The organism is Termitidicoccus mucosus (assembly GCF_038725785.1).
Taxonomy (GTDB): domain Bacteria; phylum Verrucomicrobiota; class Verrucomicrobiia; order Opitutales; family Opitutaceae; genus Termitidicoccus; species Termitidicoccus mucosus.
The window spans coordinates 7,664,156-7,689,335 of the sequence record NZ_CP109796.1 but is presented as its reverse complement, the minus strand read 5'-3'; the positions used below and the strand labels follow the sequence as shown (position 1 = coordinate 7,689,335).

General features: G+C 59.4%; 15 protein-coding genes and 1 pseudogene. 7 read left to right on the top strand and 9 right to left on the bottom strand.

What is annotated here, in order from left to right; translation table 11 throughout:
* Positions 1–126: 126 nt before the first annotated feature.
* The 4 genes and pseudogenes from OH491_RS26970 (at position 127) to OH491_RS26955 (ending at position 6,425) form a co-directional block, all read left to right on the top strand.
* The gene (locus OH491_RS26970) at positions 127–882 is read left to right on the top strand and encodes a TorF family putative porin (RefSeq protein WP_068772793.1); all 756 of its coding nucleotides are present in this window, start codon (positions 127–129) and stop codon (positions 880–882) included.
* Positions 883–1,086: 204 nt separating this feature from the next.
* Entirely contained in the window at positions 1,087–2,490 is a 1,404-nt protein-coding gene (locus tag OH491_RS26965; RefSeq protein ID WP_334319688.1) for a sugar MFS transporter, read from the top strand.
* 46 nt (positions 2,491–2,536) lie between these two features.
* Positions 2,537–5,017, top strand: a complete 2,481-nt coding sequence (locus OH491_RS26960; protein ID WP_068772862.1) for a GH36-type glycosyl hydrolase domain-containing protein — start codon at positions 2,537–2,539, stop codon at positions 5,015–5,017.
* Between the two features lie 160 nt (positions 5,018–5,177).
* Positions 5,178–6,425: pseudogene (locus OH491_RS26955) on the top strand (IS256 family transposase).
* 61 nt (positions 6,426–6,486) lie between these two features.
* Here the strand turns inward: OH491_RS26955 and OH491_RS26950 are convergent.
* Entirely contained in the window at positions 6,487–6,807 is a 321-nt protein-coding gene (locus OH491_RS26950) for a DUF1016 N-terminal domain-containing protein (RefSeq protein ID WP_084442651.1), read from the bottom strand.
* On the opposite strand from OH491_RS26950, the gene OH491_RS26945 reads away from it, so the two are divergent.
* Positions 6,806–7,327 (top strand): IS3 family transposase, encoded by a 522-nt coding sequence (locus OH491_RS26945; protein WP_068772794.1) that lies wholly within the window; start codon positions 6,806–6,808, stop codon positions 7,325–7,327. The two genes, OH491_RS26950 and OH491_RS26945, sit on opposite strands and share 2 nt — an antisense overlap.
* A gap of 557 nt (positions 7,328–7,884) precedes the next feature.
* Here OH491_RS26945 and OH491_RS26940 read toward each other — a convergent pair.
* From OH491_RS26940 to OH491_RS26930, 3 genes are all read right to left on the bottom strand, one after another.
* Entirely contained in the window at positions 7,885–10,935 is a 3,051-nt protein-coding gene (locus OH491_RS26940; RefSeq protein ID WP_145929081.1) for a hypothetical protein, read from the bottom strand.
* A gap of 100 nt (positions 10,936–11,035) precedes the next feature.
* The gene (locus tag OH491_RS26935) at positions 11,036–13,153 is read right to left on the bottom strand and encodes a TonB-dependent siderophore receptor (RefSeq protein ID WP_334319689.1); all 2,118 of its coding nucleotides are present in this window, start codon (positions 13,151–13,153) and stop codon (positions 11,036–11,038) included.
* A 247-nt stretch (positions 13,154–13,400) separates the two neighbouring features.
* Entirely contained in the window at positions 13,401–13,673 is a 273-nt protein-coding gene (locus tag OH491_RS26930) for a hypothetical protein (protein WP_342751113.1), read from the bottom strand.
* Here OH491_RS26930 and OH491_RS26925 point away from each other — a divergent pair.
* Positions 13,566–14,855: an FAD-dependent oxidoreductase gene (locus tag OH491_RS26925; protein ID WP_334319690.1), complete on the top strand. Its 1,290-nt coding sequence runs from the start codon at positions 13,566–13,568 to the stop codon at positions 14,853–14,855. The genes OH491_RS26930 and OH491_RS26925 overlap by 108 nt on opposite strands.
* A 70-nt stretch (positions 14,856–14,925) precedes the next feature.
* Here OH491_RS26925 and OH491_RS26920 read toward each other — a convergent pair whose 3' ends face one another.
* The 5 genes from OH491_RS26920 to OH491_RS26900 all read right to left on the bottom strand — a co-directional run bounded on the left by OH491_RS26920 (position 14,926) and on the right by OH491_RS26900 (position 23,468).
* Positions 14,926–19,038 (bottom strand): SGNH/GDSL hydrolase family protein, encoded by a 4,113-nt coding sequence (locus tag OH491_RS26920; RefSeq protein ID WP_084442653.1) that lies wholly within the window; start codon positions 19,036–19,038, stop codon positions 14,926–14,928.
* A gap of 39 nt (positions 19,039–19,077) precedes the next feature.
* Positions 19,078–21,603 carry a glycoside hydrolase family 38 C-terminal domain-containing protein gene (locus OH491_RS26915; protein WP_068772798.1) on the bottom strand — a complete coding sequence of 842 codons (2,526 nt, stop codon included), beginning with the start codon at positions 21,601–21,603 and terminating at the stop codon, positions 19,078–19,080.
* Positions 21,604–21,789: 186 nt separating this feature from the next.
* Positions 21,790–22,551: an IclR family transcriptional regulator gene (locus tag OH491_RS26910; protein ID WP_068772799.1), complete on the bottom strand. Its 762-nt coding sequence runs from the start codon at positions 22,549–22,551 to the stop codon at positions 21,790–21,792.
* Between the two features lie 172 nt (positions 22,552–22,723).
* Positions 22,724–23,005: a DnaB-like helicase C-terminal domain-containing protein gene (locus OH491_RS26905; RefSeq protein WP_084442654.1), complete on the bottom strand. Its 282-nt coding sequence runs from the start codon at positions 23,003–23,005 to the stop codon at positions 22,724–22,726.
* Between the two features lie 331 nt (positions 23,006–23,336).
* The gene (locus tag OH491_RS26900) at positions 23,337–23,468 is read right to left on the bottom strand and encodes a hypothetical protein (protein ID WP_334319691.1); all 132 of its coding nucleotides are present in this window, start codon (positions 23,466–23,468) and stop codon (positions 23,337–23,339) included.
* Positions 23,469–23,586: 118 nt separating this feature from the next.
* Here OH491_RS26900 and OH491_RS26895 point away from each other — a divergent pair, with 118 nt between their 5' ends.
* On the top strand, positions 23,587–25,131 hold the full coding sequence (locus OH491_RS26895; RefSeq protein ID WP_084442655.1) for a sialate O-acetylesterase: 1,545 nt from the start codon (positions 23,587–23,589) through the stop codon (positions 25,129–25,131).
* Positions 25,132–25,180: the final 49 nt, after the last annotated feature.

Here is a 25,180-nt window from a genome sequence, read left to right as displayed (position 1 = left end):
CGCCCGCCGCCTGTCCGGGGCAGGAATGTTACGTAAAAATGATTTCTTATTTCAACCCTGCCCCGACCCCATATCACAAGACCCTCGGCACCCGCCCCGCGCACAACCTCAAAGAACTCCACTCCCATGAAGAAAACCGCCCTTCTGTTATCAGCCCTTCTCGGTGTGTCCTCGCTTTTCGCGCAGGACAATCCGTTCAAAGTGTCGTATGATTTCATGTATGCCAACGACCATGTGTTCCGCGGACTCGAACAGGCTGGCAATAGTCTCCAGCCCTCGATTGAAGTCACGGTCGAGAATATCTATGCGGGCTTCTGGACGAACCTGCCGGTCACCAAGGAGGAAAACGACGAGATTGATATCTATGTCGGCTGCAAGAAACAGCTCACCGACCACCTGGCGGTCGATCTGCTTGGCACGTATTACTGGTATCCCGAGGCCGGCGGCGGGCAGACAAAGGACTCTTACGAACTGGGTCTGGGCCTGAGTTACGGAATTGGCGGTTTCTCCATTAGCATTTATGGCTATTATGATTTTCGCCTTGAGTCGGCCACGGTTCAGGCTTCTGCCGGATATAGCCTCCCGATTAAATTCGGACGCTTTGGTGCATCACTCGATTTCAATGTCTTTGCCGGCACTGTTTCCGCCCGCGACTGGACGCCCGATGACAACCGGGTGGTCTGGGACACCGGCGCCAACCGCATGGCTGGCAGCTATAAAGCAAAGGAGTCCTACAACTACTACGGCGCCAACCTCACGCTCCCGTATCGACTCAACGACAAGGCACTGCTCCACGCCGGCCTTCACTATGCCACCAACGACGGCATCGAATGGACCGATAACAAACTCTGGTTTACTCTCGGCATCACGCTCGGGTTCTGAGGCGTCTTCGATTAAATCTTATTTCTCCCGGAGACCGGCATGCCTGCGATGCCGGTAGTTCCCTGCCTTATGTAAACAATGCCGCGTCTGCCCCGTGGTTTTACATGCGGACAAACCAATGGCTGGCCGGGGCGTGTCCTCCCTGATGCTTCGGCCCCGTTGCCGGCTGGCCGGTAACGGTCAGACCCTGCACCACGCATCTCCATGACAAATCCCGCCACTTCTGCCGCCTCCGCCACCTGCCCGCCGTCGGAATCACAAACCTGCCGCGGCCCGTTCGCCGTCATGACGGTGCTGTTTTTCATGTGGGGCTTCATGACGGTGTGGAACGACATCCTCATCCCTCATTTCAAGGATGCGTTCACGCTCACGTATTTTCAGGCCATGCTGGTGCAGTTTGCGTTTTTCGGCGCATATGCGTTCGGGTCTTCTTTGTATATACTGGCGACGCTGCTCTGGGGCGATCCCATCAACCGCATCGGTTATAAAAACGCCGTCATCATCGGCCTGCTCACGGCCGCGTTCGGCAGCGCGTTGTTTTATCCGGCGGCGACGGCGGTTTCCTATCCGCTGTTTCTCGGCGCGTTGTTCGTGGTCGGCATCGGGTTTGCCCTGCTGCAAATTGCGGCCAACCCCTATGTCACGATTCTCGGCCCCGAGCGCACCGCGTCGAGCCGCCTTAATCTCTCGCAGGCCTTCAATTCCTTCGGCACCACCATCGGGCCGCTGGTTGCGGGCTGGCTGGTCTTCAAGGTCTTCGCCAGCCCTGGCGCGCACGGCGCCGGCGCGGTGAAAATTCCCTACCTGTGCTGCGCCGCGATTTTTGTAATAATCGCAATATTATTCAAATGCGCGCGCCTGCCCGCCTTCACCAACCATGATAAAATCGAACGCGGGCTTGGAGTGCTGCGTCGCCCTCATGTTACGCTCGGCATCCTGGCCATATTCATGTATGTCGGCGCGGAAGTCGCGGTGGGCAGCGCGATTGTGAGCTTTCTCGGCTCGCCCGCGCTTGGCGCGCTGCCGCCCGGCGAGGCCAGTCGCTATCTGTCGATATTCTGGGGCGGCTTGATGATCGGGCGCTTTATGGCGGCGTTTTCGTTGAGCGAGATGGGCATGGCGTTGAAGCGCGGCATGATGCTGGCGGTGCCGGTGGTCGCGTTCATTGTATTGTGGGCTACGTGGGGTGGTGAGGCGGCGCTGAATGCCGGGGTGTTATTGATTATGGTGACGGTCATATTCCTTGCCACCTCGTCCTCGCCTCAGCGCTTGCTCGCCGCGTGTGCCGCGGTTAATATAATTTTGCTCGTCACCGCCATGACCGCGGGCGGCGGCATCGGCAGGTGGGCCGTCCTCGGCGTCGGATTGTTCTGCTCGGCGATGTGGGGCAACATCTTCTCGCTGGCCATCGCCGGGCTCGGCGCGCTCAAGAGCCAGGCGTCGTCATTCCTCGTGATGGCCATCGCCGGCGGCGCGCTGCTCCCGCCGTTGCAGGGTCTCCTGGCCGACCACGCCGGCATCGGTATTTCCTTCACCGTGCCGATGGTCGCTTTCGCCTATGTCGCCTTTTACGGACTGTATGGATATCGTGCCGGTGCCCGGCATTAAGGTTATCCGTCAATTTCAGCCGTTTATATTTTCTATCCCGTCAATCATGAATACGCTTCTCTCTTCTTCCTACGGCCATTTTGACGACGCGCGCCGCGAATATGTCATCACGCGTCCCGACACGCCGCTGCCCTGGCTCAACTACCTCGGGCAGGATGACTTTTTCGGACTGTGCACCAACACTGCCGGCGGCTATTCGTTCTGGCGCGACGCCAAGCTGCGCCGCCTCACCCGCTACCGTTACAATAATATCCCCATGGATGTCGGCGGACGCTATCTCTACATCCGCGACGCCGCGACCGGCGATGTGTGGAATCCCGGATGGAAGCCCGTCAAAACCCCGCTCGACTTCTACGAGTGTCGCCACGGCATCGGCTACACGCGCATCACCGGCGCGCGTCGAGGCATCTCCGCCGAGATGCTTTTCTTCGTCCCTCCGGGGGAAACCCTCGAAATCTGGCGCACCACCCTCCGCAACACCGGTGAAACCGCCCGCCGCATCCAGCTCTTCTCCTTCGTCGAGTTCTGCCTGTTCGAGGCGCTCAATGACATGACCAATTACCAGCGCACCTATTCCATCGGCGAAGTGGAGGTCGATTCCTCCGACGGCGCCATCTACCACAAAACAGAATACCGCGAACGCCGCAACCATTACGCGCTCTTCGGCTGCACGCATCCCATTTCCGGATACGACACCTGCCGCGACGCCTTTGTCGGCGTGCACAACGGCCTCCACGAACCGCAGGCCGTCCTTGCCGGGGCCGCCCGCAACAGCATCGCGCACGGCTGGAGCCCGGTCGGCTCGCACTTCATCGAACTCAATCTCCAGCCCGGCGAGGCGCGCGAATTCGCCTTCCTCCTCGCCTATGTTGACCAAGGCGAGCCCGCGTCCGAAAATCCTAGGTTCACCGACCCCTTTGTCATCAACAAAACCAAGGGCCGCGCCCTCATGGCGAAATACAAGAATATCGCCGCGGTTGATGACGCCTTTGGCCGGCTCAACGTCACTTGGACCTCGCACCTCTCCGCCTTTCAGGTCACGCAGAGCCCCGATCCCATCGCCGCCCGCATGGCCAACATCTGGAACCAATACCAGTGTATGGCCACCTTCAACCTCTCGCGGTCCGCGAGCATGTTCGAGACCGGCATCGGACGCGGCATGGGTTTCCGCGACAGCAACCAAGACATTCTAGGCTTCGTGCACATGCTGCCCGATCGCGCGCGCCAGCGCATCCTCGACATCGCCGCCACCCAGCTTTCCGACGGAACCTGTTATCACCAGTATCAACCTCTCACTAAAAAGGGAAATGCCGAGATCGGCGGCGATTTTTACGACGACCACCTCTGGCTTGTCCTGAGCACCTGCGCCTACATCAAGGAGACCGGCGACCGCGCCATCCTCGACGCCCCCGTGGGCTACGCCGACAAACCCGGCGGCACGGAAAACCTCCTCCACCATCTCGAAACCAGCATCGCCTACACGATGAAACAACGCGGTCCGCACGGCCTGCCGCTCATCGGCCATGCCGACTGGAACGACTGCCTTAACCTCAATTGCTTTTCCACCGAGCCGAACGAATCCTTCCAATGCGCGGGCGACGTGAAAGGCTCCATCGCCGAGTCCGCCATGATCGCGGGATTGTTTCTCTACGCCACGCGCGAGTTGACGGAACTTTACCGCTGGCTTGGCCGTGCCGCTGACGCCATGCGCATCGCGCAACACCATGCCGAAATGCTCGACGCAGTCGAGACGCACGCTTGGGATGGCGAATGGTACATCCGCGCCTTCGACGCCGCCGGCAAACCTGTTGGTTCCAATGTCTGCGATGAAGGCAAAATCTTTATCGAAAGCCAGGCATGGTGTGTCCTCGGCGGCGCGGGGGCCGGCAATGGCCGCGCCCGGCAGGCGCTCGAAAGCGTGCACCAACACCTTTACACGCCCGACGGCATCATCCTGCAACAACCCGCCTACTCGACCTACCATCTTGAACTCGGCGAGGTCTCCAGCTACCCGCCCGGTTACAAGGAAAACGCCGGCATCTTCTGCCACAACAACACCTGGGTGCACCTCGGCTGGTGCCAGCTCGGCGAGGGTGACCGCGCGTTTGAATATTATCTCAGCATCTGCCCCGCCGCGAAGGAAGCGCGGATCGAGACTTACCGCTGCGAACCCTACGTCTATGCACAGATGATCGCGGGCCGTGACGCCGCCACGCCCGGCGAGGCCAAGAATGCCTGGCTGACCGGCACCGCCGCCTGGACATTTGTCACCGTTTCCCAAGGCATTTTCGGCCTCCAGCCCGGCTACGACGGCTTGCGCCTCGACCCATGCATCCCGCGAAGCTGGCCCGGCTTTAGCGTCACCCGCCGGTATCGCGGCGCGACTTATCATATCACGGTGAAAAACCCGGGCGCGCGTAGCAAAGGCATCGAGAGTCTGAAGATCGACGGACGGAAAATCTCCGGCAACGTCATCCCCATTGCGGTGCCCGGCTCCACTGTGAAAATCGAAGCAGAAATAAGTTAAACAAACGAGGTGTTCTTTGTTCGCATCCGGGGTAAGTGCATCCATGTCCGCTGTAAACACGCGTGTTCCCGCAGTGTCTGGCGTTGGTGTGTTTACGTAGATAACGTCCTGAATCTTGCGCAGATTTTTTAAAGATGTAGAAGCGAGGGGACCAACCCCGATGAACCAAAATCCTGAAACGACAAATGAAGGCGGCCAAGCAGTCGCCGAGGAAAAAAGCATGCCCGGCGGAGTGATCCGGGTGGACGAGAGCATGGTCAAAAGCCACCTCGACAAAGTGGTGGTGAGTACGGTGGAACAAACGCTCAATGCGATGCTTGATGCCGAAGCCGAGTTGCTATGCAAGGCCGGACGCTACGAGCATACGGACAAGCGCGTGACAACCCGCGCCGGCCATTATGACCGGCAATATCACACCAAGGCGGGCGAAGTGACGCTGCGCATGCCCAAGCTGCGGAAACTGCCGTTTGAGACGGCAATCATAGAGCGTTACCGTCGGCGGGAAAGCAGCGTGGAGGAAGCGCTGGTGGAGATGTATCTGGCCGGGGTGTCGGTGCGACGGGTTGAAGACATCACCGAGGCGTTGTGGGGCAGCCGGGTGAGTCCGTCGGTGCTGAGCGAGCTCAACCAGAAAGTCGCGGTGCAAATCGATGCATGGCGCGGGCGTCCGATCGAAGGCGAACACGTCTATGTCTATCTCGACGGCATCTGGCTGAAACGCAGCTGGGGAGGCGAAGTCAAAAACGTGAGCATCCTGGTGGCGGTCGGTGTGAATGCCGAAGGATACCGCGAAGTGCTCGCCGTCGAGGAAGGCACCAAGGAGGACAAGGCCTCATGGCAAAACTTCCTACGCCGGCTCAAAGAACGCGGGCTCAAAACCGTGAAGCTGTTTATCTCGGACAAGTGCCTCGGTCTGGTGGAAAGCCTCGCGGAGTTTTATCCCGAAGCCAGCCACCAGCGCTGCGCGGTGCATTTTTACCGCAACGTCTGGAGCCGGTGCCCGCGGGCAAAGTGCGGAAGTCTCGGCGATGCTCAAAGCCATCCACGCCAGTGAAGACCGCGAATCGGCCCGGATGAAAGCAACGCAAGTAAGCGCAAAACTGCGCGAGATGAAACTGGAGCCGCCGCGCAACTGGTGGAAACGGGCATGGATGAGACGCTCAATTATTATGCATTCCCCAGCCAGCATTGGCGCTCGTTGCGGACCAACAATCCGCTGGAACGGCTCATGCGGGAGATACGACGGCGAACGCGGGCAGTGGGAGCGTTTCCCGACGGCAACTCTGCGATGATATTGGTCGCAGCCCGATTGCGGCATGTGGCCGGAAGCCAATGGGGCCAGAAACGCTACATGGACATGAGCCACCTCACCGCCGCAAACACGATGGAGTCAAAACAAGCGGCGTGAACTTTAAGTTGAGAGCCGCGCTGCGGCCCGCCAAGCCGGGCCTACGCGCGGCTCTCAACCCTCACGAAAGAACCAACCAACAAAAACAACATATAACCTTCCTCCGCCGACTATGTGCTTTTGTAAATCTGCGCAACTTGACAGACACTACTTCGCGTGCCAGACGCTCCAACAATTCCTCGCCGTAGGCAGCGCGTCTTGCGCCCTTCTGCTCATATTCGACGATACAGCGCCCGATTTTCCAGTACGTCGCCGTCATTACGGCGTTGATCGCGCGTGTAGAGGTGCGGCGGGCTGTCTCCAGCAGATGATTCAACTCCGCAATCAGACTATCGTAGTGCGGGGGCTCCGCGGACGGCACGGATGCGAAATCGGAGCTCATGAGTCAGCGCAACTCGATCAACCCCGTTTTTCCGGTCGTAGCCGACGCGACCTGCGTTCTTACCGCGCAGGGCTGGTTGTATGTGGTGGCGCTGCTCGACCTTTACACCCGCTGCATCGTTGGCTGGGCCATGGATCAGACGCTTGCCGCATCGCTGGCGGTGAACGCCCTGAAAATGGCCGTCGCGCAACGCCGCCCCGCGCCCGCGCTGATTGTGCACTCGGACCGGGGCAGCCAGTTCGCCAGCGCTGCGTTCCGCGGCACGCTCAGGGCAAACCAACTCGTGGCCTCGATGAGCCGGAAGGCCAATTGCTACGACAACGCCCATATGGAATCGTTTTGGAGCAGTCTGAAATACGAAGTGGTCTATCACCGCAAGTTTGCCACGCGCGGCGAGGCGCGCTCGGCGATCTTTGATTATATCGAATCATTTTATAATCGCACCCGGCTCCATTCGAGTCTGGCTTATCAAAGCCCCGTTCAATTCGAATCACAACTATACCAAGTCGAATCACCCTAAGCCCGTGTCCGAATTATCGGGGCAAGCCCACCATGCACATCGTAGTGGTGACTACTACGCGCCAACTTGCCTCGGCCCACCGTCAAGCAGGCGCCCGGACCGACACTTACCCTCCTTGTGGAATTACCCTCGGAAAGTGGACTTGGTGCGCAGAGGATTAGATTTTGGTTCTTCTGGTTTTCGAAATCAAGCGGTGAGAGATAGCCGATTGAAGAGTGGCGGCGACGGGCGGGAGCGTCTCGAAGGGCAGTTTTCGCAGCTTGGGCATGATATCCCATTATTATAAAAATATATATTTTTATAAATTAAATCTCAATTGTTAGATATGGGGGAACTGTCACCTACTTGTTTAAAATTCGAAACCCAATAGGACGGGGGAAGCATATGCCACCACACCCCGCTGTTGAGTATCCAGATGTATGCCCGTTAGATTGGTATCGGCAGGCCCTTGCAACTCTTGCGCGGCCGGTGATCGATGCCGGCCCGCGCCCACCTTTCAGATCATGTCCTATCTCTCCAATGTTTTTTGGATATTTCGGGGTTATCCCGGGACATCCTTATTGGGCGGTAGAGGGGAAATAGAGTGAAAGATCCTCGACCCGGGATAGGTATGCCTGTTGGGCGTCCTGGTCGTCGCTTCTGACTATCTGCCATAATCCACAACTGCGTCCCGTAAGGGATAGCGTTATGTACAGGCTTCCCATTTCCTCGGTCACGGGCTGGTGACTCAGGTTGCCTGATATCATGTTTATCACCGCGACGGTTCCGCCTGCGACTGCTCCGAGCTCGCTGGAGAGCCTGACTTTGAATGATCCGGTGTATGCAGGGTCTGCATAGGGGAGCTTCTGCACCACGGTGGGGTCGTAAACAAAATTGAAGTCATCAAGGGCCTGCGGGTGGTATCCCACCACAGAGAGTCCGTCGTTTGTCCTGTACCTGCGGAGCTTGTAGTTTTCTATCGAGTTTCCTGCGGGGAGGAAGTCGCGTTTCAGCGTGACTCCCAGTATCTTGGCCAGGACGGCTTTCTCCACTGCGGCAGTGGTCGAGGCTCCTGGTCGGAAATGGAGATAATAGACGACCCCCTTGGGGAGTCCGGCGTCATCGTATATTCTTACTTTGGATACGAGGGGGCATCCGTTTATCGAGAGCAACACGACGCCCGGCGTGGAGTAGTTGTAGTGGGCGATCATGCCATTTATGGTCACGCTATCGAAAAGCGGATCGCCCGCCCAGTCGCTTCCTCCGACCACGTTCTGCCCGGAGAAGGTCAGGAATCCTGAAAACGACAGCGGAGATCCGAGCAGGGCGGTGGTCTGCGAAGGGGCATTGAGCACCCGGAACTCATTCCATGCCTCGGAATAATTGGTGCCATCGTGGACTTTGCCCAGGGAAAACCCGTGGGCGACAAGAACGCGGTGGATTGATCCGGAGAGCCAGCCCCTCAGCCACGCGATATCCTCGGGGAGATGGTAAGCCTGGTCGTCGACGAGGATGTTCGGGGGCAGATCGAAGTTGCCCAGCCCCCGCACCTGGGAAAGATCGAACTGGAGCGAGGGGAAATGAAGCGAGGAGGCGCTTTTGTAGAGCTGGTTTTGCGATACGTTACCCAGCTTCACTTGATTGAGGCTGCGTGTATCCAGAAGTCCGTAGAACCCTTCCGTACCGGTCTGCCCTGGCAGGGGGCGCCAAGCGTTATCCTCCCTCGCGTGATTAAGCGCCAGGGCCTTGAGCACAAAATCGCTGAAGCGCCGCGTCATCTGCGCGTTGGTGCCGATGTCGGCGTCCACCCAGTTCACCCAGTCGTTTTCCACGCTGTCGGGCTGTTGGCTGGCGACCAAGTCGTAGGTGGTGATATAGGTCACCTCCGGGTCCCAGTAGGGCTCGTTGCTCCCGAGTCCCATCACGGAGGTCTCCAGCACCATGCGCTGTTCCTTAGGAGTCCCGGGTTTGTCTCGAAGGGCGAACATCCTGTTCCACACGGGGCCTTTTTCATAGGCGGAAAAATTCTTGGGGTTTCCGAAATACTCAAACCCCACGACATGCGGATAGCGGCCGCTTTGGTACGCGAGCCAGTCAAAGCTGTTGTTGTAATGTTCGTTGTTGGGAATGACCGACAACTTTATCTGCTTCACATCCACTTCGTACGCATGCCAGCCGACCCGCTGGTAAAACTTGATCACCTGATACGCCGAGAGGGTGGACATCAGCAGATAGCGTTTACGTCCCTGCATGTCGTTTGCCGGGATGGCTCCGGGGCCGCCGACTGTCGGCGGGACAAAGTCGGCCCACCCTGCTGTGAAGCCCAAGTCCTCAGGCTCCCATGTGAAGCCGTGCCTCGCGCGGAAGTAGTCCCAGAATCCGAGACGCTTCGCCACTCCGTCCTCGTTAAAAACCGGACGTTCGGCATAGGTGTCCGCACCGCTCAGGCTCGTCCGCAGGTTGACAAGCTCGGGTTCTCCATGTCCCCATAATCCCCCCGTATGCGGCCAGTAGGTTTCGATCAGCTGAAACTCTTTCACACGGCTGGCCGCCAGTCTGTTGAGGAGATTGCCAAAGGCAGTCCACACCGCCGGAGAACCGGCGTCGAAGTGCTTCATCGCTCCCGTCAGCCCTCCGAGGCCGGGTGTGTGGTTCCTGGAGGAACCGTCCGGCGCAGTTAGCCACGCGTCCGCCTCGCTGATGTATTCAGAAAGCCCATATGCCCCACCCTGTTGATAGACGACGCCTGCTAGGTTCTGCTGCATCCACGCCTGCTCGCGGGAGAGCGCGGGAAACGCGACATTCGCAGCCATCCCGTAATCCCCTACGGCGTCCTTCAACCCCAGCAGGGTGTCCCTGCCCACGGTGGACTGGAGGATATTGGACCCGCGGCCGATGAGGAAAAGCCCTCTGCCCGTCGCCAGGTTTCCCGTCACCCCGGTGTTGTCCGACGCCTGCCGGAACATCTGCGGTATAACGCGAAACGGGTCTGCCCCGCCGGAAGTGGTCCTGTCGGCCTGCCAGAAGGAGGTGATGACCTGCCCTTGCGAGTTCAATATCCCCGGAGACTGCAACTGTATCGTCAGGGACGCCCCCGCTCCGCCGACCAGCGAGAAGGAAAAGAAATTCACGTCCTGCCACTTCGGGTTATTCTCCGCCCCGGGCACAAACTGCATGCCTGGTTCCTGGGGGCCGAAGTTGAAATCCACAAAGTCCGATGTCGGCCCGGTGACCGTCACCGCCTTGCGCCAGTAATCCATCTCACCGGACAACCTTCGGTATCCTTTTATGACAATGGATACGTTGGGGCCGGTGACTGACAGTATTTTGTACCGCAGCCTTAGCGTTGCACTGCCTGCGGCCATCGGATGCCACCACTCCTCCGAATCCCATCCGACGAGAAAGCCATTGGGATTTGTTGAGGAGTCGAGTATGTACTGGACGGTGACCGGAGCATCCGCGACGACAGAGACTTCGGGCGTCCCGGTCACATTTGCCGGGATATGGTGCTCGCTGTTGAGGATGGTATCCGCTGCGTTGATATGCGGGAAGAGCAGCGGCGATGCGATCAATGCGATGATAAATGCGATGCGCCAGGAGAAGGCATGATATGGTGTTTTTCTGTTCATGGTACGAGGTCTGGCATGGAGGTTTTTTTTTTTTGGGGGGGGTATGCATACGGCCCAGAGTGAGCGTTTTCGGGCCGCAGGAGACGAGCTGAGCTGAACGCTAGAAACGACAGCGCAAGGTTACATTCACGTTGAATGGAGGTCCGTAACCGTCGTAATTCTGATAATACTTCTTATCAAAAAGATTGCCCATGTTTACCGTGAGGGATGCGGGGTTTTTGAAAATCTTGGTTGAATATCCCACCACGAGATCGACACGCGTGTAGTCGGGCAGCTTGAGGCCGGGCAGGTCGGCGAGGTTGGGATTGCCCCTGCGTTCGTCCACGTAGGTGACGCCCACGCCCACATTAAACCCCTTCAAGAACCCCTTGGACCAGTTATACCTGTTCCACGCACTCATCTGGTTATAGGGTCTATTGGAGGCGTGGGTACCCACGTTCTGGGGGCGTGTGGGATCCTTTGTCACCCGTGCATCCGTGTAGGCATAGCTGGCTACCACCTGCCAGTTCTTCCAAGGACGCCCGATCACGCCTATTTCAAATCCGTCGGATTTCTCGTCACCGCTCGCGATATTGAACCCGGGGTGCTCGGGATCGGGCTGCTGTATATTAAAACGCTCAATGTTAAATCCCTGGATCTGCACCGCCAGGCGGTTGCTCAAAAAGTCCGCCTTGATCCCGTAGTTGTATCCTTTGCCACGGATGGGATCAAACACGTTGCCGTAATAATCGAAGGCCCAGCCCTGGGGCACGTAGGACTCCGCGTAACTGAAGAATCCCGATATCTGGCGGGTGAATACATAAGAAACCCCGTAGCTCCATATGTTGACGGAGGGCATATGCGCCGCCTTGTCCATCACAGTCGATTCACGAAGTCCCCGCAGGCGGCTGTAGGAGGTTCCGTAACGATATCCCTGGAGCAAGGTCAGGCGGTTGCCAAACATCGTGAATATGTTGTTTATCGTGGCTCCTCGGTCGTTGGAATAGACATCCAGGTCCTGATAAAAAATGGTGAGATCACCGAAGGGAGCATACTCGGGATAATCCATATTGATCGTCTGGTTCGCACCCTTGTACTGGCGGTTTTTCTGTGTCGGAGTGAAACTGGCGTCAACACCGACGTTTATCTTGTGTTTTATCCCCCAGTACGCCATCTGTCCGAAGAGATTGACCTGAGGCACATAATAGTAGTTTCTCGCCTGCACGGAGCGGGGTTGTATCCCCACCGTTCGTACACCCGACTGATATACTGTCGCGACCGAGGAGCCGTCGGTGAGCAGCTGGTCTATGTCAGTATACCGCCCGAAGATGCTCATCTTCAGAAACCAATCATTGTTGAACGAATGGGTGACGCTCAGGCTGCCGCCCATCTGGACAAAATTGGAATAGGCTTCCGGACCGTGGCGGTTGAAGGCAAAGGGGACGTGATCGAGAATCTTGGTGCGGGACGGGTCCAGATAGATGACCGATGAAAGCGCCGGCACGGAATCCACCTTCAGCCATTGCATGTCCATCGCGATCGTGGTCTTTTTGGAGGGACGCCATTCAAAGGCGGAGCCCACCACGTTCTTCCGGCTTTTGGCGAAGTCATAGGGGCTTCCATCATACTCCTCCACCGCGACCCCGACCAGGTATTTGAATGTCTTTGATTCGTTGACCGGAGCAGACCAGAATAGCTCAGCCCGTAGTCGGTCCCATGTTCCGTAGCGCACGGAGGCCACGCCCTCGGGCTTGTTCGACGGTTTTTTGCTGATCACATTGATCGTTCCCCCCGGCCCGATGGTACCGGCAAACACGGAAGACGGTCCCTTGATCACCTCGATGCGATCAATAAAAAGGACATCGTCATTTCCACTCCAGCGGAACCCGTTTCTGTAAACAGCATCCACGGTATAGCCCCTAAGCGATACATTCACCCCGTTATAGCTGGGAGAATCGACCGACTCCGAGATTGAAGTCGTATTCTTGGTGGCACCGGAGTACTCAAGTGCATCGCCGATGTCGAGCGCGCCGATGTCGCTTATGAACTCCGATGTCAGCACCGTAATCGGCATCGGCAGTTCCTTGAGGGGCTGGTTGAAGCGGGTGGCTGACACGGCGTTGGTCGCCAGATAAGGATCACTCTCCTCCACTACCTCAAAAGGGCTGAGGATAATGATCTCCTCCTCTTCCCCGGGCGCGACCGGCTGGACGCTTTGCGCGGACAATGCGGCGCTCATGATGACGATGCATGCCCATGCGGCACACTTTCGGATGACTGGCCTGATGAAATACAATTTCATGATGGTTTTTCGGGTTAACAGAGGGTGATGTGACTTAAAGAAACAAATCCCCTTTCCCAAGTCTCCATGTCCTGAAGCATGTCCGCTCATAGCGTTTTGTATGAGGAAGAATGCAATCCAAGGGGAACGCTTTTGGGTTGGGGGAATCAATGACTGATGGGCCGAGGATAAGTCCATCCGTGAATCACATTCCACTGTCTTTTCCCTGTTTTTCTCCGAAGCGTTCAATCCATTGAACAATCGAGGAGATATCGCGGTTCATTCGGTTGAACAGAAGTGAGCATATGGAATTGTTTGAGGGTCCAATCACAAAGCAAGTCTTCAGGATACCTTCATGCATCAACCATTGATGGAAATAAATACCCTGTGCGTAGTCATCGGTGCGGGCTCCGCCGGATATGGCGCGACCATAGCCGCCCTCAGGGATGGATGCTCCGTCCTGCTCGCCGAGCGCCACGGTTTCCCGGGCGGGATGGGAACCGTATCGGGCATCAGTTCGTATATTAACTACAAATACCACGGGGAAGATTTGTCCGAATCGGTGTACCGGGCTCTTCGCAAGGACATTTTTGAGGCGGATGGAGGATACCTGGGGGACGGGGAGCATGTGGATTTCTTCGATGTAGAGGTATCCAAGCGGATAATGGAAAACCACATCCTCCGGATGGGGGGAAAACTGCTTTATCACAGCCTGCTCAGGACAATCTCCCGGGACGCGGGGGGATGGATACTCAGATTCGCCTGCAAGGGCGCCACAGTGCTCGTGCGCGCCAGATTTGTCATAGACGCCACCGGTGATGCGGATGCATGCACCTTGGCAGGAGCCGGGTACACCCACGGCCGGAATGGAGACGGCAAGACTCAGCCCATGTCGATGATCGTCCAGGTGGGAGGATTCGAGCCGGAGAAATGGGCCGAGAGCGGAGGGAAACTGATACACGGCCGGTACGCCTGCGGAGGGGATTGTTTTTCAGGGGAAATAGCGCAGGCCAGGGCGGAGGGATACTGGAACATACCCCGCGAGAACATCGCCATGTGGTGGGCTATGCCGAAGAACCCCACGCACATCACCATCAACGGGTCACGGCTGCTCGGATACGATGCGTGCAACCCTTTCGACGTAACAGCCGCCGAAATAGAGGGCCGGAAGCAGGCCGGGGTTATCGCCTCGTTTTTCAAGCGCTACATCCCGGGATTTGCAAACAGCCACATCCTGTCAACCGGGCCGCAAATCGGTGTTCGCGAATCGAGGCGTATTGTCGGACTCCGCACATTGACCGAGCAGGACATCGCCGTACAACGACAGCCCGACGACATGGTCGTCCGCTGCGCGTATCCGATAGACATACACAGCCCGGACAACGCCAAAACCAATTTTGACAAGGTGAACGGGGAACTGCTCTACGGCATTCCCTACGGCTGCCTCCTGCCCGAGGGACTGGAAAACATGGCGGCTGCCGGGCGCTGCATCAGCGCCAGTCACGAGGCGGCGGGAAGCTTCAGGGTCATGCCCACCTGCATGGCCATCGGTGAGGCGGCCGGTGTCGCGGTGGCGCTGGCCCACAGGCAGGGCATCATGCTCTCGGAGGTCGATCCCCGCAACATCCGGGACAGGCTCGACGAAGCGCTGGGGAAATAACAAAACACCCTCCGATGTCTTTCGGAGGGTGCTTCTTATCCGGATACGGGACGGGTTGCGATCCCCGCCGTTATTTCGAGAATCCAAGGGTCCGTAATATATTGGATACGGTCACCGCCTTGTAGGCGGAGCCTATCGGGTGGATGCCGTCCGGGACGAACTGGCGGTAGGACTGCTCGCCCTTCTTCTCGAGGATCGCCCGCCAGAGCGGGGCATTGTCGATGAGAACCAGTTTTCGCTCACGTGCGATGTCGCGGTATATCTGCTCGTACTTCTCCTGCTCGCGGCGATGGCTTCTGTCGCCCTCGGACTTTCCCACTACGGGGTTGGTGATCTGCAGGATGATCTCGCACCCAGGGAGCGCCGCCTGTATCCGATCGATCATCCCATTCATATTTTTACGGGACTCATCCAGAGACAGGTCGAACCGGACCACTGCGTCATTGATCGAAAACTCGATGAACACACAATCCGGTGCTTTCGTGATGACATTCTCATCCAGCACCTCCAGGCCCCAGCGCGAATGCTGTCCGCTCCCGGCGGAATTGACCACGGTGAGCTGCCCGGGAAACTTCTTGTCCAGAATCTCCTGCACGGGCTGGAACCACGAGGGGAACCAGTCGCTGCCCCTGCTCAGACTGGTGCCGAACAGGACCACGGTCTGTTTTTTGCCCGACTTCAGATTGTCCATCAACCGACTCTGTCCCACGGGAACCGATGCGGGTGCGACAGTGGATCGTGTTGCCGTCGGTTTGGCAGGCTCGGCGAAACTCTGCAGCAAGGGTTGAAAGAGGCGCGCGCGTGCCGCCAGCCTGTCGGCGGTTTCCCTGTCCCCGGCCAGCACCCACAGGCCTCCGCCGACCTTGTTCAACACCAGTTTGTTCTCCCCGGCCTTCCTGTCTGTCACTTTTCCCGTGACCAGATCGACCACGTAGGCGCCCTGCTCGTCGTCGCGCAGTTCGACATGCCTTTCGGGACCATTCCACTGCCATTTCATCCGCAACCCGGCGAGAGGGTCGTAGGTAAACTTGAAGGCGTGCATCCACACCCTGTCGAATGCCGCGATCAGGACGCCGTTGGTTCCCTCGTATCTGCGGACAAGCAGTCCCTCCGAGCCCACGACATCGCGACGTATGCCGCTTTCTTGGGCGAGCCGATGGAGGATGGCGCGGTCGAGGTCCGCAGTCTCCCTGGACGGATCGTAGTGGAGATACAATACGGAGGAGCCGTTGGCCCGCACGTGTCTCGAAACAAGCGGCTGCCCCCGGAGCGACACCAACACATCGGTCCCCCGCCCCGCAGTTTCGAGGTAATAATACGCAGGCAGCTCAATGCGTTCCGGCAGTTCGGCGTCGTTGAGCCAGTCGGACCGGGGACGCCCCGCGAAACCCGCGATCCTGGCCACCCGGCTACCCACCAGTTTTTGAAATCCGCTCTGCGAATTCATGATGACGTAAGCGGGCATCTCGAATGCCGAATAGTTGGCCCCGTCAGGCACCTTTCCGGGCCGGAAGCCGCTCATCACCAGAGTCCGGTCTCCGCGGGCCTCCAGCCAGGATTCCAGCCACTGTGTATCCACCTCAGTCTGATGCGACCACTCGCCGAAAAGCACCCTCCCCGTTTTCAGTTGATCGCCGAGGAAACGCGCCTCCGAGAAATCGAACCGCATGCGCGGCCATGCCTCCGCCTGCAGCAGTTCGCTATAGTTGCCCGGCACGGCTCCCACGTCATTGAGCTTGCGACTGCGTATGATGGCGAAGGACTTCTCAGGTGGGGATACTTTCCAGTCATCCTGCAGGATGTGAAGGTATGCCAGTCCCTTGAAAACAAAATCGGCGTGGCGCTCACGCTGGACCGCCGATCCGTTTGGACCGAGATCAGCGGCATTCCAACTCAACCAGTCGTTCTCGACGCTCCCTGGCCTGTCCGCCGCCCAGAGTGCGTACGACACCGCGTAGGCGATCTGCGGATCGTAGTAGGGGCGTCCGCTCGTGCCCGTGGCATTGCTCTCCACCACAGCGCGCACCTCGGTGTCGGAGGCGCGGGAAAGCGCCTGAAGCACCTGCCCATGCTCGAACGCGCCTTCAAGCGAGTGGCTCGGGTTTCCAAAGTACTCATGCCCGATGGCCCTGACACCCGGAGCAGCCATTAACCCCAAAAAATCGAAGCTGTTGTCATAGTTTTCCCGGTTGATGACTGTGCCCAGTTTCACGCCGGAGCGTGTCGCGGATGCCCCGAGGTCGCCGTAGAATTTTAATGCCTCGTACCGCGTCAGGTTCATCATGAGGAAGAAGTGTCTGCGCTGTGCGTCCGTCTGTGCTGAGCGCACCCCGGCGAGCTTCGGCACTTCAAACTCGTCCCAGGACTGCAAGCCGATCCCGGAAGGCTCCATCATGAATCCGTTTGCATCCTTGAAGAAATCCCTGAAATGCAGGCGACGGGTGCCCGCGGGCGTTTTCCATTCCAGCCCGCTGTCGCGCCCCGCGAGGGAATCCCTCAGCCGCGCGAGACTCCCCTCGCCCCCGCTCCAGAATCCACCGACCGACGGCCAGTAGGACTCGATGATCTGGAACTCGGGCACGCCTGCTCGCGCAGTAAGATCGAATACATCCGCAAACCCCTTCCTGATCGCGAGCGAGGTCATGTCATAATATTTCATCACCCCCACCATGCCGAAGGAGCCGGGGAAGTTGGTGCGCGATATCCCGGACGGGGTGGTACTCCAGGCCTTAGCCCCGGAGATCACCTCGGCCAGCCCGTACGCCCCGCCCTGCTGGTACACCAGACCGATGTCGTTCCCGCGTAGCCACTCGGACTGCGCGGCTAGTGTCACCATGTCCTGGTTGGCGGCCAGCCCCACGTTGGGTATCCATTTTTTGAAGTCGAGAAGCAGCGCGCGCCCGTTCCCGCTCGAGAGCAGGCTGCCGCCTTTGCCGATAAGAAATCGGCCCTCGCCGGGCGCGGCCATCGCCCCGGCCTTCACCGTGTCGAAATGCGCATAACGCCGCCGCGGGTCCCAAAGCTTGAGCGTGCGCCCGTCGTTCAAGTGGATGAGCGGGCTTTCCACGATCACCTCCGCGCCATCGTGCCCCTTGCCGAGGAAAGTCATGGTCATGTAGTTTATCAGCTCCCACTCCTGGGTGCCCTCGCTCGTGAGGCGGAACGCGGTGGAACGCCGGGTGAGCGCGACCTCCTGCCAGCTGTCCTTGCACGAGGTCTTTTTCAGCGGGGCCTTCCATACCCAGGCATCGTTGTTCAGCCCGACCCCGGCCACGCGCTCGTACAGTCGCACGACAAGCTCCGGATTACCCTGCACCTGCCTGACCTTGTAGCGGAAGGTGATGCTCTTCATGTCGCGCAGCCACCACAGCGCGGACTCCCAGCCGCCATCGACATCCTTTACACTGCCCGCCGCCGACCACCATACATCAAACGCGACCGTGTCATTCGCACCCCCCTCCCTGTCTTCCCGCGACACGGGGAGCAGCACGGGCTTTTCCCTGCCCAAGGGGACTAGATACTCGGTGTTGAGGATGAGCGCCTCGTCGTCGGAGCCGGTCCACTTCGGATCGGAGCGCTCCGCCTCGATGCGTTGCAGGAGCGGATCATCCGCTGCTGCGGACTGCTGTGCGGGCACCTCTGCGGTGGAATACCAGACCTCCTCCACCAGATAGGTCACGTTGGCGCGCTGGCCGAAATCGAGACGCGTCTCGATCACCTCCCCCTTCCAGCCCGGCACGGACTGCAGGTCGATCACCACCTCGGTGCTCCCCGTTCGCACCGGGATGGACACGCGTTTCTCCTTGTCCTCCCCGTAACGCCGATCGGCCTTGGTGATAAAATAAAACTCCAACTGCTCGCCCTCGTGCACCGGCTTCCGTGTGAATTTCACCCACAGCGATTTCCATTCCTCAGCCTGCACGGGCTGATGGACAAAGACCATGCGCGGATCATTGGTGGTGGTGCGGAACTGCAGCCCCGATGCCATACCGTCGGCATACGCCTGCTCCACGGTTGACAGGTTCGCCGACCGGTATGTCGTGTCCCCCACGGTGCCGGAACGATTCGACAGGACAAGGGTCCCCGCGGCTGCGTTGGCACAAACGCCGAGGAGGACTGCCAAGGCCACGCATGCCCCGGGGTGGAAAAGGCCGATGGATAGGAATGAGGTATTCTTTTTCATGATACTTTAATAAAAATTCATCCCGCAGGAATGGTGTGCCTACGACGCGCCGATCACCGTCCGTTCACAGGTCCATGTCCCGCCGTCCGCGCGCCTCATTTCCCATGTGGCAATTTCAAACGCATCGACATGGCCGAGCTCGATGTCCTTCCCCAGCCAGTTCACCACGAGCGGGGAGAGCGGCGCATTCGAGGTGTTTTGCAACCTCAATTCGATCGAATCCCGGTTGCCGGGGCATATCGCGAGCACTCGTACCGCCTTCGACTCCACGCTGAACAACGAGCCTTTCGCGGGAAGAAAGGACGCTGGCTCCGGGGAAAATATCTTTGTGATGGGAACGGTCTGCACCACCAGCGGCTCCTGAAGCTGGTCGGCGAGTCGTTCCAAGGAATCAATTTCAGGGGTGAGGAGCGCACGGAATTTGAGATCCCCGATATCCATGCAAGGCTGCCACGGGCGCTCCTGCGGCTCGCGATGGACATCGCCTCCATAGCGCGAAGTGCGTGCGATCGTGGCACGCAGCTCGGTCTCCGTGGTGTCAAATCCATAGAGCGCATCACTCGCGAACCCGACTGCATCCGCTCCCGCCCCGGCGCTCACCCACCGGCCACCCGGGACCTCTCCGCATGGTGATCGCCACACCGAACCGCCGGGGACTGCGAACCGGGCGAGCCCCTCCGCTCCCGACGCAGGGATGACGAGCTTCAACCGCACTCCGCGGTCATTCAGCAACACCCGGGCATGGATATCCACATGCCCGCTGTCCCTTGCCAGCGAGAGTATCAGCTCGACATGCGAGTGTGCTCCCTCGAAGCGCACCCACATCCGGCTCACTTCGGGGCCCTCCTCCAGTATTGCCGACTGCGATACCGTCCACCGCTCCACTTCCTTCGTCAGTAGCCAGGAGTCGCGCTCCTCCAGCATCCCTCCCCATGCTCCCCACCTGTCCTCGTACACGCGCACCTGCAAACCGTCTCCGAGCCATGCCGCCCCTCCTTTTTCAAAAGTGATGGACGATGCCCCCACCTTGGCGGTGGCGTAGAGGTGCTTGTTTTTTATGGTGACCTCCAGGAGTGACCGCCTTTCCATTTCACGGCTTTTCGCACCCGGTTCCTTTTTCAACATGCCGAGAGGATCGAGCCCGACGTGCAGCAGCGACCATCCGCAGGACGGTATCGACACAGGCACTACCACGCGACGCCTCCATATCAGGTCCACCAGACTGTCGTGCACCACCGGGATATCCTGATGCGGGAGCACCCTGCCCGTCGCGCGCTCCACGACGACGAACGGAAGCGTCTTGCCCGTACCGCTGTAATTCCATAACGGGCGGTTATCCAGCGAGACTTCGATCTCGACATGCTCCTCGATCTCCCACGGATGGGGATTCCAGATGAGCACGGGCTGCGGGAGGGGATGGTCCTCCGGCAATTCCCACATCCCGGCCCCGGTATCAATGGAGCGTGCGAGCCCCAGAAGCGTGACGGTTTCACATCTCGAAGCGGCATCGATGACGCCTCCCATCTGCGCGAGCTGGTCGTCAGCCGCATGCTCGATCACCGTGCCGGGAAGGATGTCGTGAAAGGCGCTGAACAACAGCGTCCGCCACGCCTCGTCGAGGGAGAAGGCGGGCACGTCCGCACAGATGGCGGTGACGAGGGAGCGCATCCGCTCTCCACGCGCCAGATACGCCTCACCATGACGGTAGCTGTACTTAAACCGCGCCATGGAGGCACTGCATCCGCGCAGGCAGAAATTCAACTCCCCCCGATGCGTGGGGATAAAACTTTCGCCCTTCGCCGCCAGCTCCTTCCTCAATGCCGCGAAAAAGCGGTGCAAACCCGAATGCTCCACGCACACTTCGGGATGCCTGCGGGCCCATTCCTGGATCGTCCGCATATGGGCGCGGGTCGGCCCGCCTCCGTGATTTCCGAGCCCGTAGAACATGGCGACATTGTCGAGGTCGTCATGCCCGGCCTGTACCAAGCACTCGTCCAGGCGCTTGCCGAGATCGGCGCGCTCGCTGGCATACCATCCGTCATGCGGGCGGAACGCGAGGATGCGCGCGCCCTGCCCCTGCCACCAGAAAGCCTGCTTGTCTAGAGCGAGGATGTGGGCCTGGGGCCGCGTGCACGCAAAGCTGTCCATGCCCGCGGCGGCCAGTATGTCGGGCAGACCCGCAGAGTGCCCGAAGGCGTCCGCCGACCATGCGGCGGTGATCTCCACCCCGAACTTCTCCCTGAAATACCTTTTCCCCGTGTTAAACTGCCTGACCAGCGCCTCCGTGGAGGGCAGGTTGTTGTCCGGCTGTATCCACGTCCCCCCGACAACATCCCATCTCCCCTCCGCGACCAGCCGGGAGATTTCCCTGAAAAGGCCGGACGCGTTGCGCTCGACGTAGTCGTATATGGCGGCCTCGCCGCGGATGAAGCGAAAGTCCGGGAACTCATGCAGGAGCGAGACCATCGCGTTGCACGTGGCGATCGCCTCGTTCATGCCCTCGCGCCAGTCCCACAGCCAAGCGGGATCGATGTGCGCATTTCCGATCAGGTGGATGGTTCTCATTGAAGGGCTGGAAGGTGGGTCGCGGGTTGTGTCCGGATGATGATGTGAAGACGGGATAGCTCGGGGACGATGCTTCCCATGCTCCGATGCAAAGAGTCCGCCTGCACCCGATCAACCCTTCGTGCGCGTCCCCTCCGGCTAGGTTCAGCCTGTTGAACATGCACATGCCGGCGCAGGCATGTTTTCTCAACGGCGGTAGCCGAACTCCGAGGAGATCTTCGCGGCGAGCGTCCTCACCTCGTCGGCGAGCGACTCGCGGTCGTGGATGGGCAGCTCGGTGTAACGGACGACAAAGGCCGCCGCCATCCGCGGGTACTCATAACCCGGCTCGCGCACGGGAGTCGCCACGGACGCGTGCGAGAGGGTGGACTCGCGCATGTTCCACGCCACCCCGTTTTGACGCGCTACCCGCAGCTGCTGGTAAAACTGTCCGGGATCGAGGCTGGTGTGCTCCGTCACGACCTCGTCGTCCGGCTCCGGCGCGTACCAGTTCCACTCCTCCTCCAAGCGATGCGCCACAAGGACCTTGCCTGCGGAGGTGGCGTACACCGGGCCATGCGTCCCCAAGTGGATCGTGTTTCCCTCCACTCCCGCAGCGCAGACGACGAAGGTGTCCTTGCCATCGAGCATGCACAGATACGCGCTGCAACGCAGCCGGGTCGCTGCCTCGCGTAACAAGGGATCGACCTTGGAATTCGCGCCAAACTGTGTGGAGATCTCGTGCACAAAACCAAAGATGCGCGGCGATACCCCGTAGCATTTTGTCTGCGGATTCTGGCGGACGAATCCCAGCTCGCCGAGGAGAGTGAGCAGGCGATGCGCGGAGGATTTTGGCAAACCGAGCGACTGGGCCACCTGCGTCACCCCGAGTCCCTTGCCACTCCTGGCAAGCAGGTGCATGACCTTGAGACCTTGGCTGAGGGTAGTTTTTTGCTCCAGCGCATCCATACGCAGGCAGCTTGGCCATTGCCTCCCCCTTGGCAAGCAAAGTAAAGCCCCGGTTCCTTTTGCCCGCACTGTGGCGGGCAATGTACTCCGGCGGCATGCGACTCCCGCTTATGGACGCGTCCTTCCCGTGAATACGAGGCACAGCGGGAAACCGTGCGCCGTCCCGGTTTGCCTATCTCGCAAACGCGCGAAAAGTCGCGGTCTGGCGGTCGAACGACAGGCAGGTCGAGGACGTGCCGTGATTCCGTCCCTTGGCCTGTATCACATCAATATAGTATGGGGGCATTTCGGATACGGACTGCGACGTGTCCTGTGCCAGCCCGGTGATCCTGTTTCGGTTCGGACGGTGGAGAAAGATCACGCGGTTGGTGTCCTCCTCGATGCGTCCCGAGTCGCGCAGGTCCGCGAGTTGCGGGGAGCGCGTAGCGCAGGCATCCTTGCCTGCCGCCCTGATGTTATCGCGCGAAGCGCGGCATTTATTTTTGGGAAAAAGTCAGCGGCACTCCGCGCCTTCTGTTCCGACGGCAGGCTGGATGCCTGCGCTACGCACGGCGCGGACGCTTGTTTTTTTCGCTGACATCGCTTCTTGTTGCCCCCTGTTCGACCGTGCATGAAAACCGCCTTGAAAAAGCCACGAGATTGAGCGTGAGAACGCCCCGTGTCGAGGGTTGCCACGCCTTGCGGAGAATGGATTGCCACGCGCCGCGGGCTGAAAGCGTCAGGATCTGGCAGTCCTGAAACCCGTCCGCCGGATAAAACTGCATATATGGTAATTTTGCCATCTGTTAATCATTCTCCCTCAATTCGCGATTATATTTAGGAGAGGCAAAAATCGAAAGAACAAGCGACATCGGTCCGAATTTTCCAAATATTGCTGAAAGCCATTGCTTCATGATGTCGCCCAACATGTCGGCCATGAAAAACTGTTCACCAGGATGAACACTTGCACGGGATGGAGGATTTATTCTGTCGAAAACTCATCTAGCCGCGTGTTGTATTTTCCCCCGAATCAATCAACCGCCCCCTTCCGCTTTTATGAAAACTCCCATGCTTCCCTGCACCCTCCGGATCATGGTTCTGTCGTTCTTGCTGCCATGCGCGGCATTGATCGCGGATGTCATCCCCGTCTCCCTTTTCAACGACGGCATGGTGCTCCAGCATGGCAAATCCATCCCCGTGTGGGGAACCGCCAACAACGGTGAAAAGATCCAGGTGCGCTTCGCGGAACACTCCGCCACCACGGTCGCGGACGACAAGGGACAGTGGCGCGCCTGGCTGCCCGCCCTTGCCCCGTCGAGTGAAGGAAGAAGGCTCGTCATCTCCGGAAACAACACCGTCACGATCAAGGACGTGCTCGTCGGAGAGGTATGGCTCGCCTCGGGGCAATCCAACATGGAATGGACGGTCGCGCGAGCCTACGACGCACGGTTCGAGGCAATCGCGGCGCGGCACCCCCTGATCCGCCAGTTCCTTGTATCCAAAAAAGTCTCCGAGCAACCGCAGTCCAGGGTCATAGGCAAATGGACCAAGGTCACCCCGGAGTCCGTCGGACAATTCTCCGCCGTCGCCTATTTCTTCGCCCTGGACCTGCACCGCGTCCTCGACGGCATCCCCGTCGGTATCCTCCACAGCTCGTGGGGCGGCTCGCGCGTGGAAGCATGGATGGACGCCGCCACCATCGCGAACGGGGACGGCCCCGAATTCGCCGGCATCCACACACGCTGGCAGGAGACTCTCGCCCGCTGGCCCGCCGCCAAGGCTAGTGTGGACGCCGCGATAAAACGTTGGGAGGAGGAGCGCTCCGCCGCACAGACTCAGGGCAAGACCTTCTCAAAACCCAAGCCCCAGTACGGCCGCGGTCCCGGCCACATGGATACACCCTGCGGATTGTACAACGCCATGATCGCCCCGCTCGTGCCCTATGCCTTGCGCGGAGCCATCTGGTACCAGGGCGAGTCCAATGCCCAACGCGCGCACGAGTACCGCGCCTTTTTCTCGGCGATGATCGAGGGCTGGCGGCGCGAGTTCGGCCAGGGCGACTTTCCCTTCTACTGGGTGCAGCTCGCCAACTATCGCGCCAACGGCCCCGATGAGACATCCTACGCATTTCTGCGCGAAGCACAGACACAGACGCTCGCCCTGCCCAACACCGGACAAGCCGTCACGATCGACATAGGCAATGTCACCGACATCCATCCGCGCAACAAGCGCAATGTCGGACGCCGCCTCGCACTCGTCGCACTCGCCACGACCTACGGGAAAACGAGCCTCACATACAGCGGCCCGGTTTTCCTCTCGGCAAAACGCGAAGGGGACTCATCCATGCGCGTGCTCTTCGACACCGGAGGCAGTCCCCTCACCAGCCCGCTCGCACTTCAGCCGGAGGGCTTTGAAATCGCTGGGGCGGACAAGGTGTTCCATCCTGCGGATACACGCATCGATGGGGAGAGCGTCATCATCAGCTCCCCCGGCGTCAGCGCCCCGGTCGCCGTCCGCTACGCCTGGCGCAACGCCCCGAAAGCCGGCCTCTTCAACCAGGACGGCCTCCCCGCCACCCCCTTCCGCACCGACGACTGGTAGAGGCAGGCTGCGCCGATTTTGAGCGCATCCGATTTTCACCGCAGGCGGG

Excerpts from the sequence above, each read along its gene's own strand:
- OH491_RS26950 (WP_084442651.1), bottom strand. The coding sequence starts at position 6,807 with ATGAGCTCCGATTTCGCATCCGTGCCGTCCGCGGAGCCCCCGCACTAC.
- OH491_RS26945 (WP_068772794.1), top strand. The coding sequence starts at position 6,806 with ATGAGTCAGCGCAACTCGATCAACCCCGTTTTTCCGGTCGTAGCCGAC.
- OH491_RS26925 (WP_334319690.1), top strand. The coding sequence starts at position 13,566 with ATGGAAATAAATACCCTGTGCGTAGTCATCGGTGCGGGCTCCGCCGGA.
- OH491_RS26900 (WP_334319691.1), bottom strand. The coding sequence starts at position 23,468 with ATGGCCGACATGTTGGGCGACATCATGAAGCAATGGCTTTCAGCAATA.
- OH491_RS26960 (WP_068772862.1), top strand. The coding sequence starts at position 2,537 with ATGAATACGCTTCTCTCTTCTTCCTACGGCCATTTTGACGACGCGCGC.
- OH491_RS26910 (WP_068772799.1), bottom strand. The coding sequence starts at position 22,551 with ATGGATGCGCTGGAGCAAAAAACTACCCTCAGCCAAGGTCTCAAGGTC.
- OH491_RS26935 (WP_334319689.1), bottom strand. The coding sequence starts at position 13,153 with ATGAGCGCCGCATTGTCCGCGCAAAGCGTCCAGCCGGTCGCGCCCGGG.
- OH491_RS26920 (WP_084442653.1), bottom strand. The coding sequence starts at position 19,038 with ATGAAAAAGAATACCTCATTCCTATCCATCGGCCTTTTCCACCCCGGG.
- OH491_RS26915 (WP_068772798.1), bottom strand. The coding sequence starts at position 21,603 with ATGAGAACCATCCACCTGATCGGAAATGCGCACATCGATCCCGCTTGG.
- OH491_RS26940 (WP_145929081.1), bottom strand. The coding sequence starts at position 10,935 with ATGAACAGAAAAACACCATATCATGCCTTCTCCTGGCGCATCGCATTT.
- OH491_RS26970 (WP_068772793.1), top strand. The coding sequence starts at position 127 with ATGAAGAAAACCGCCCTTCTGTTATCAGCCCTTCTCGGTGTGTCCTCG.
- OH491_RS26965 (WP_334319688.1), top strand. The coding sequence starts at position 1,087 with ATGACAAATCCCGCCACTTCTGCCGCCTCCGCCACCTGCCCGCCGTCG.
- OH491_RS26895 (WP_084442655.1), top strand. The coding sequence starts at position 23,587 with ATGAAAACTCCCATGCTTCCCTGCACCCTCCGGATCATGGTTCTGTCG.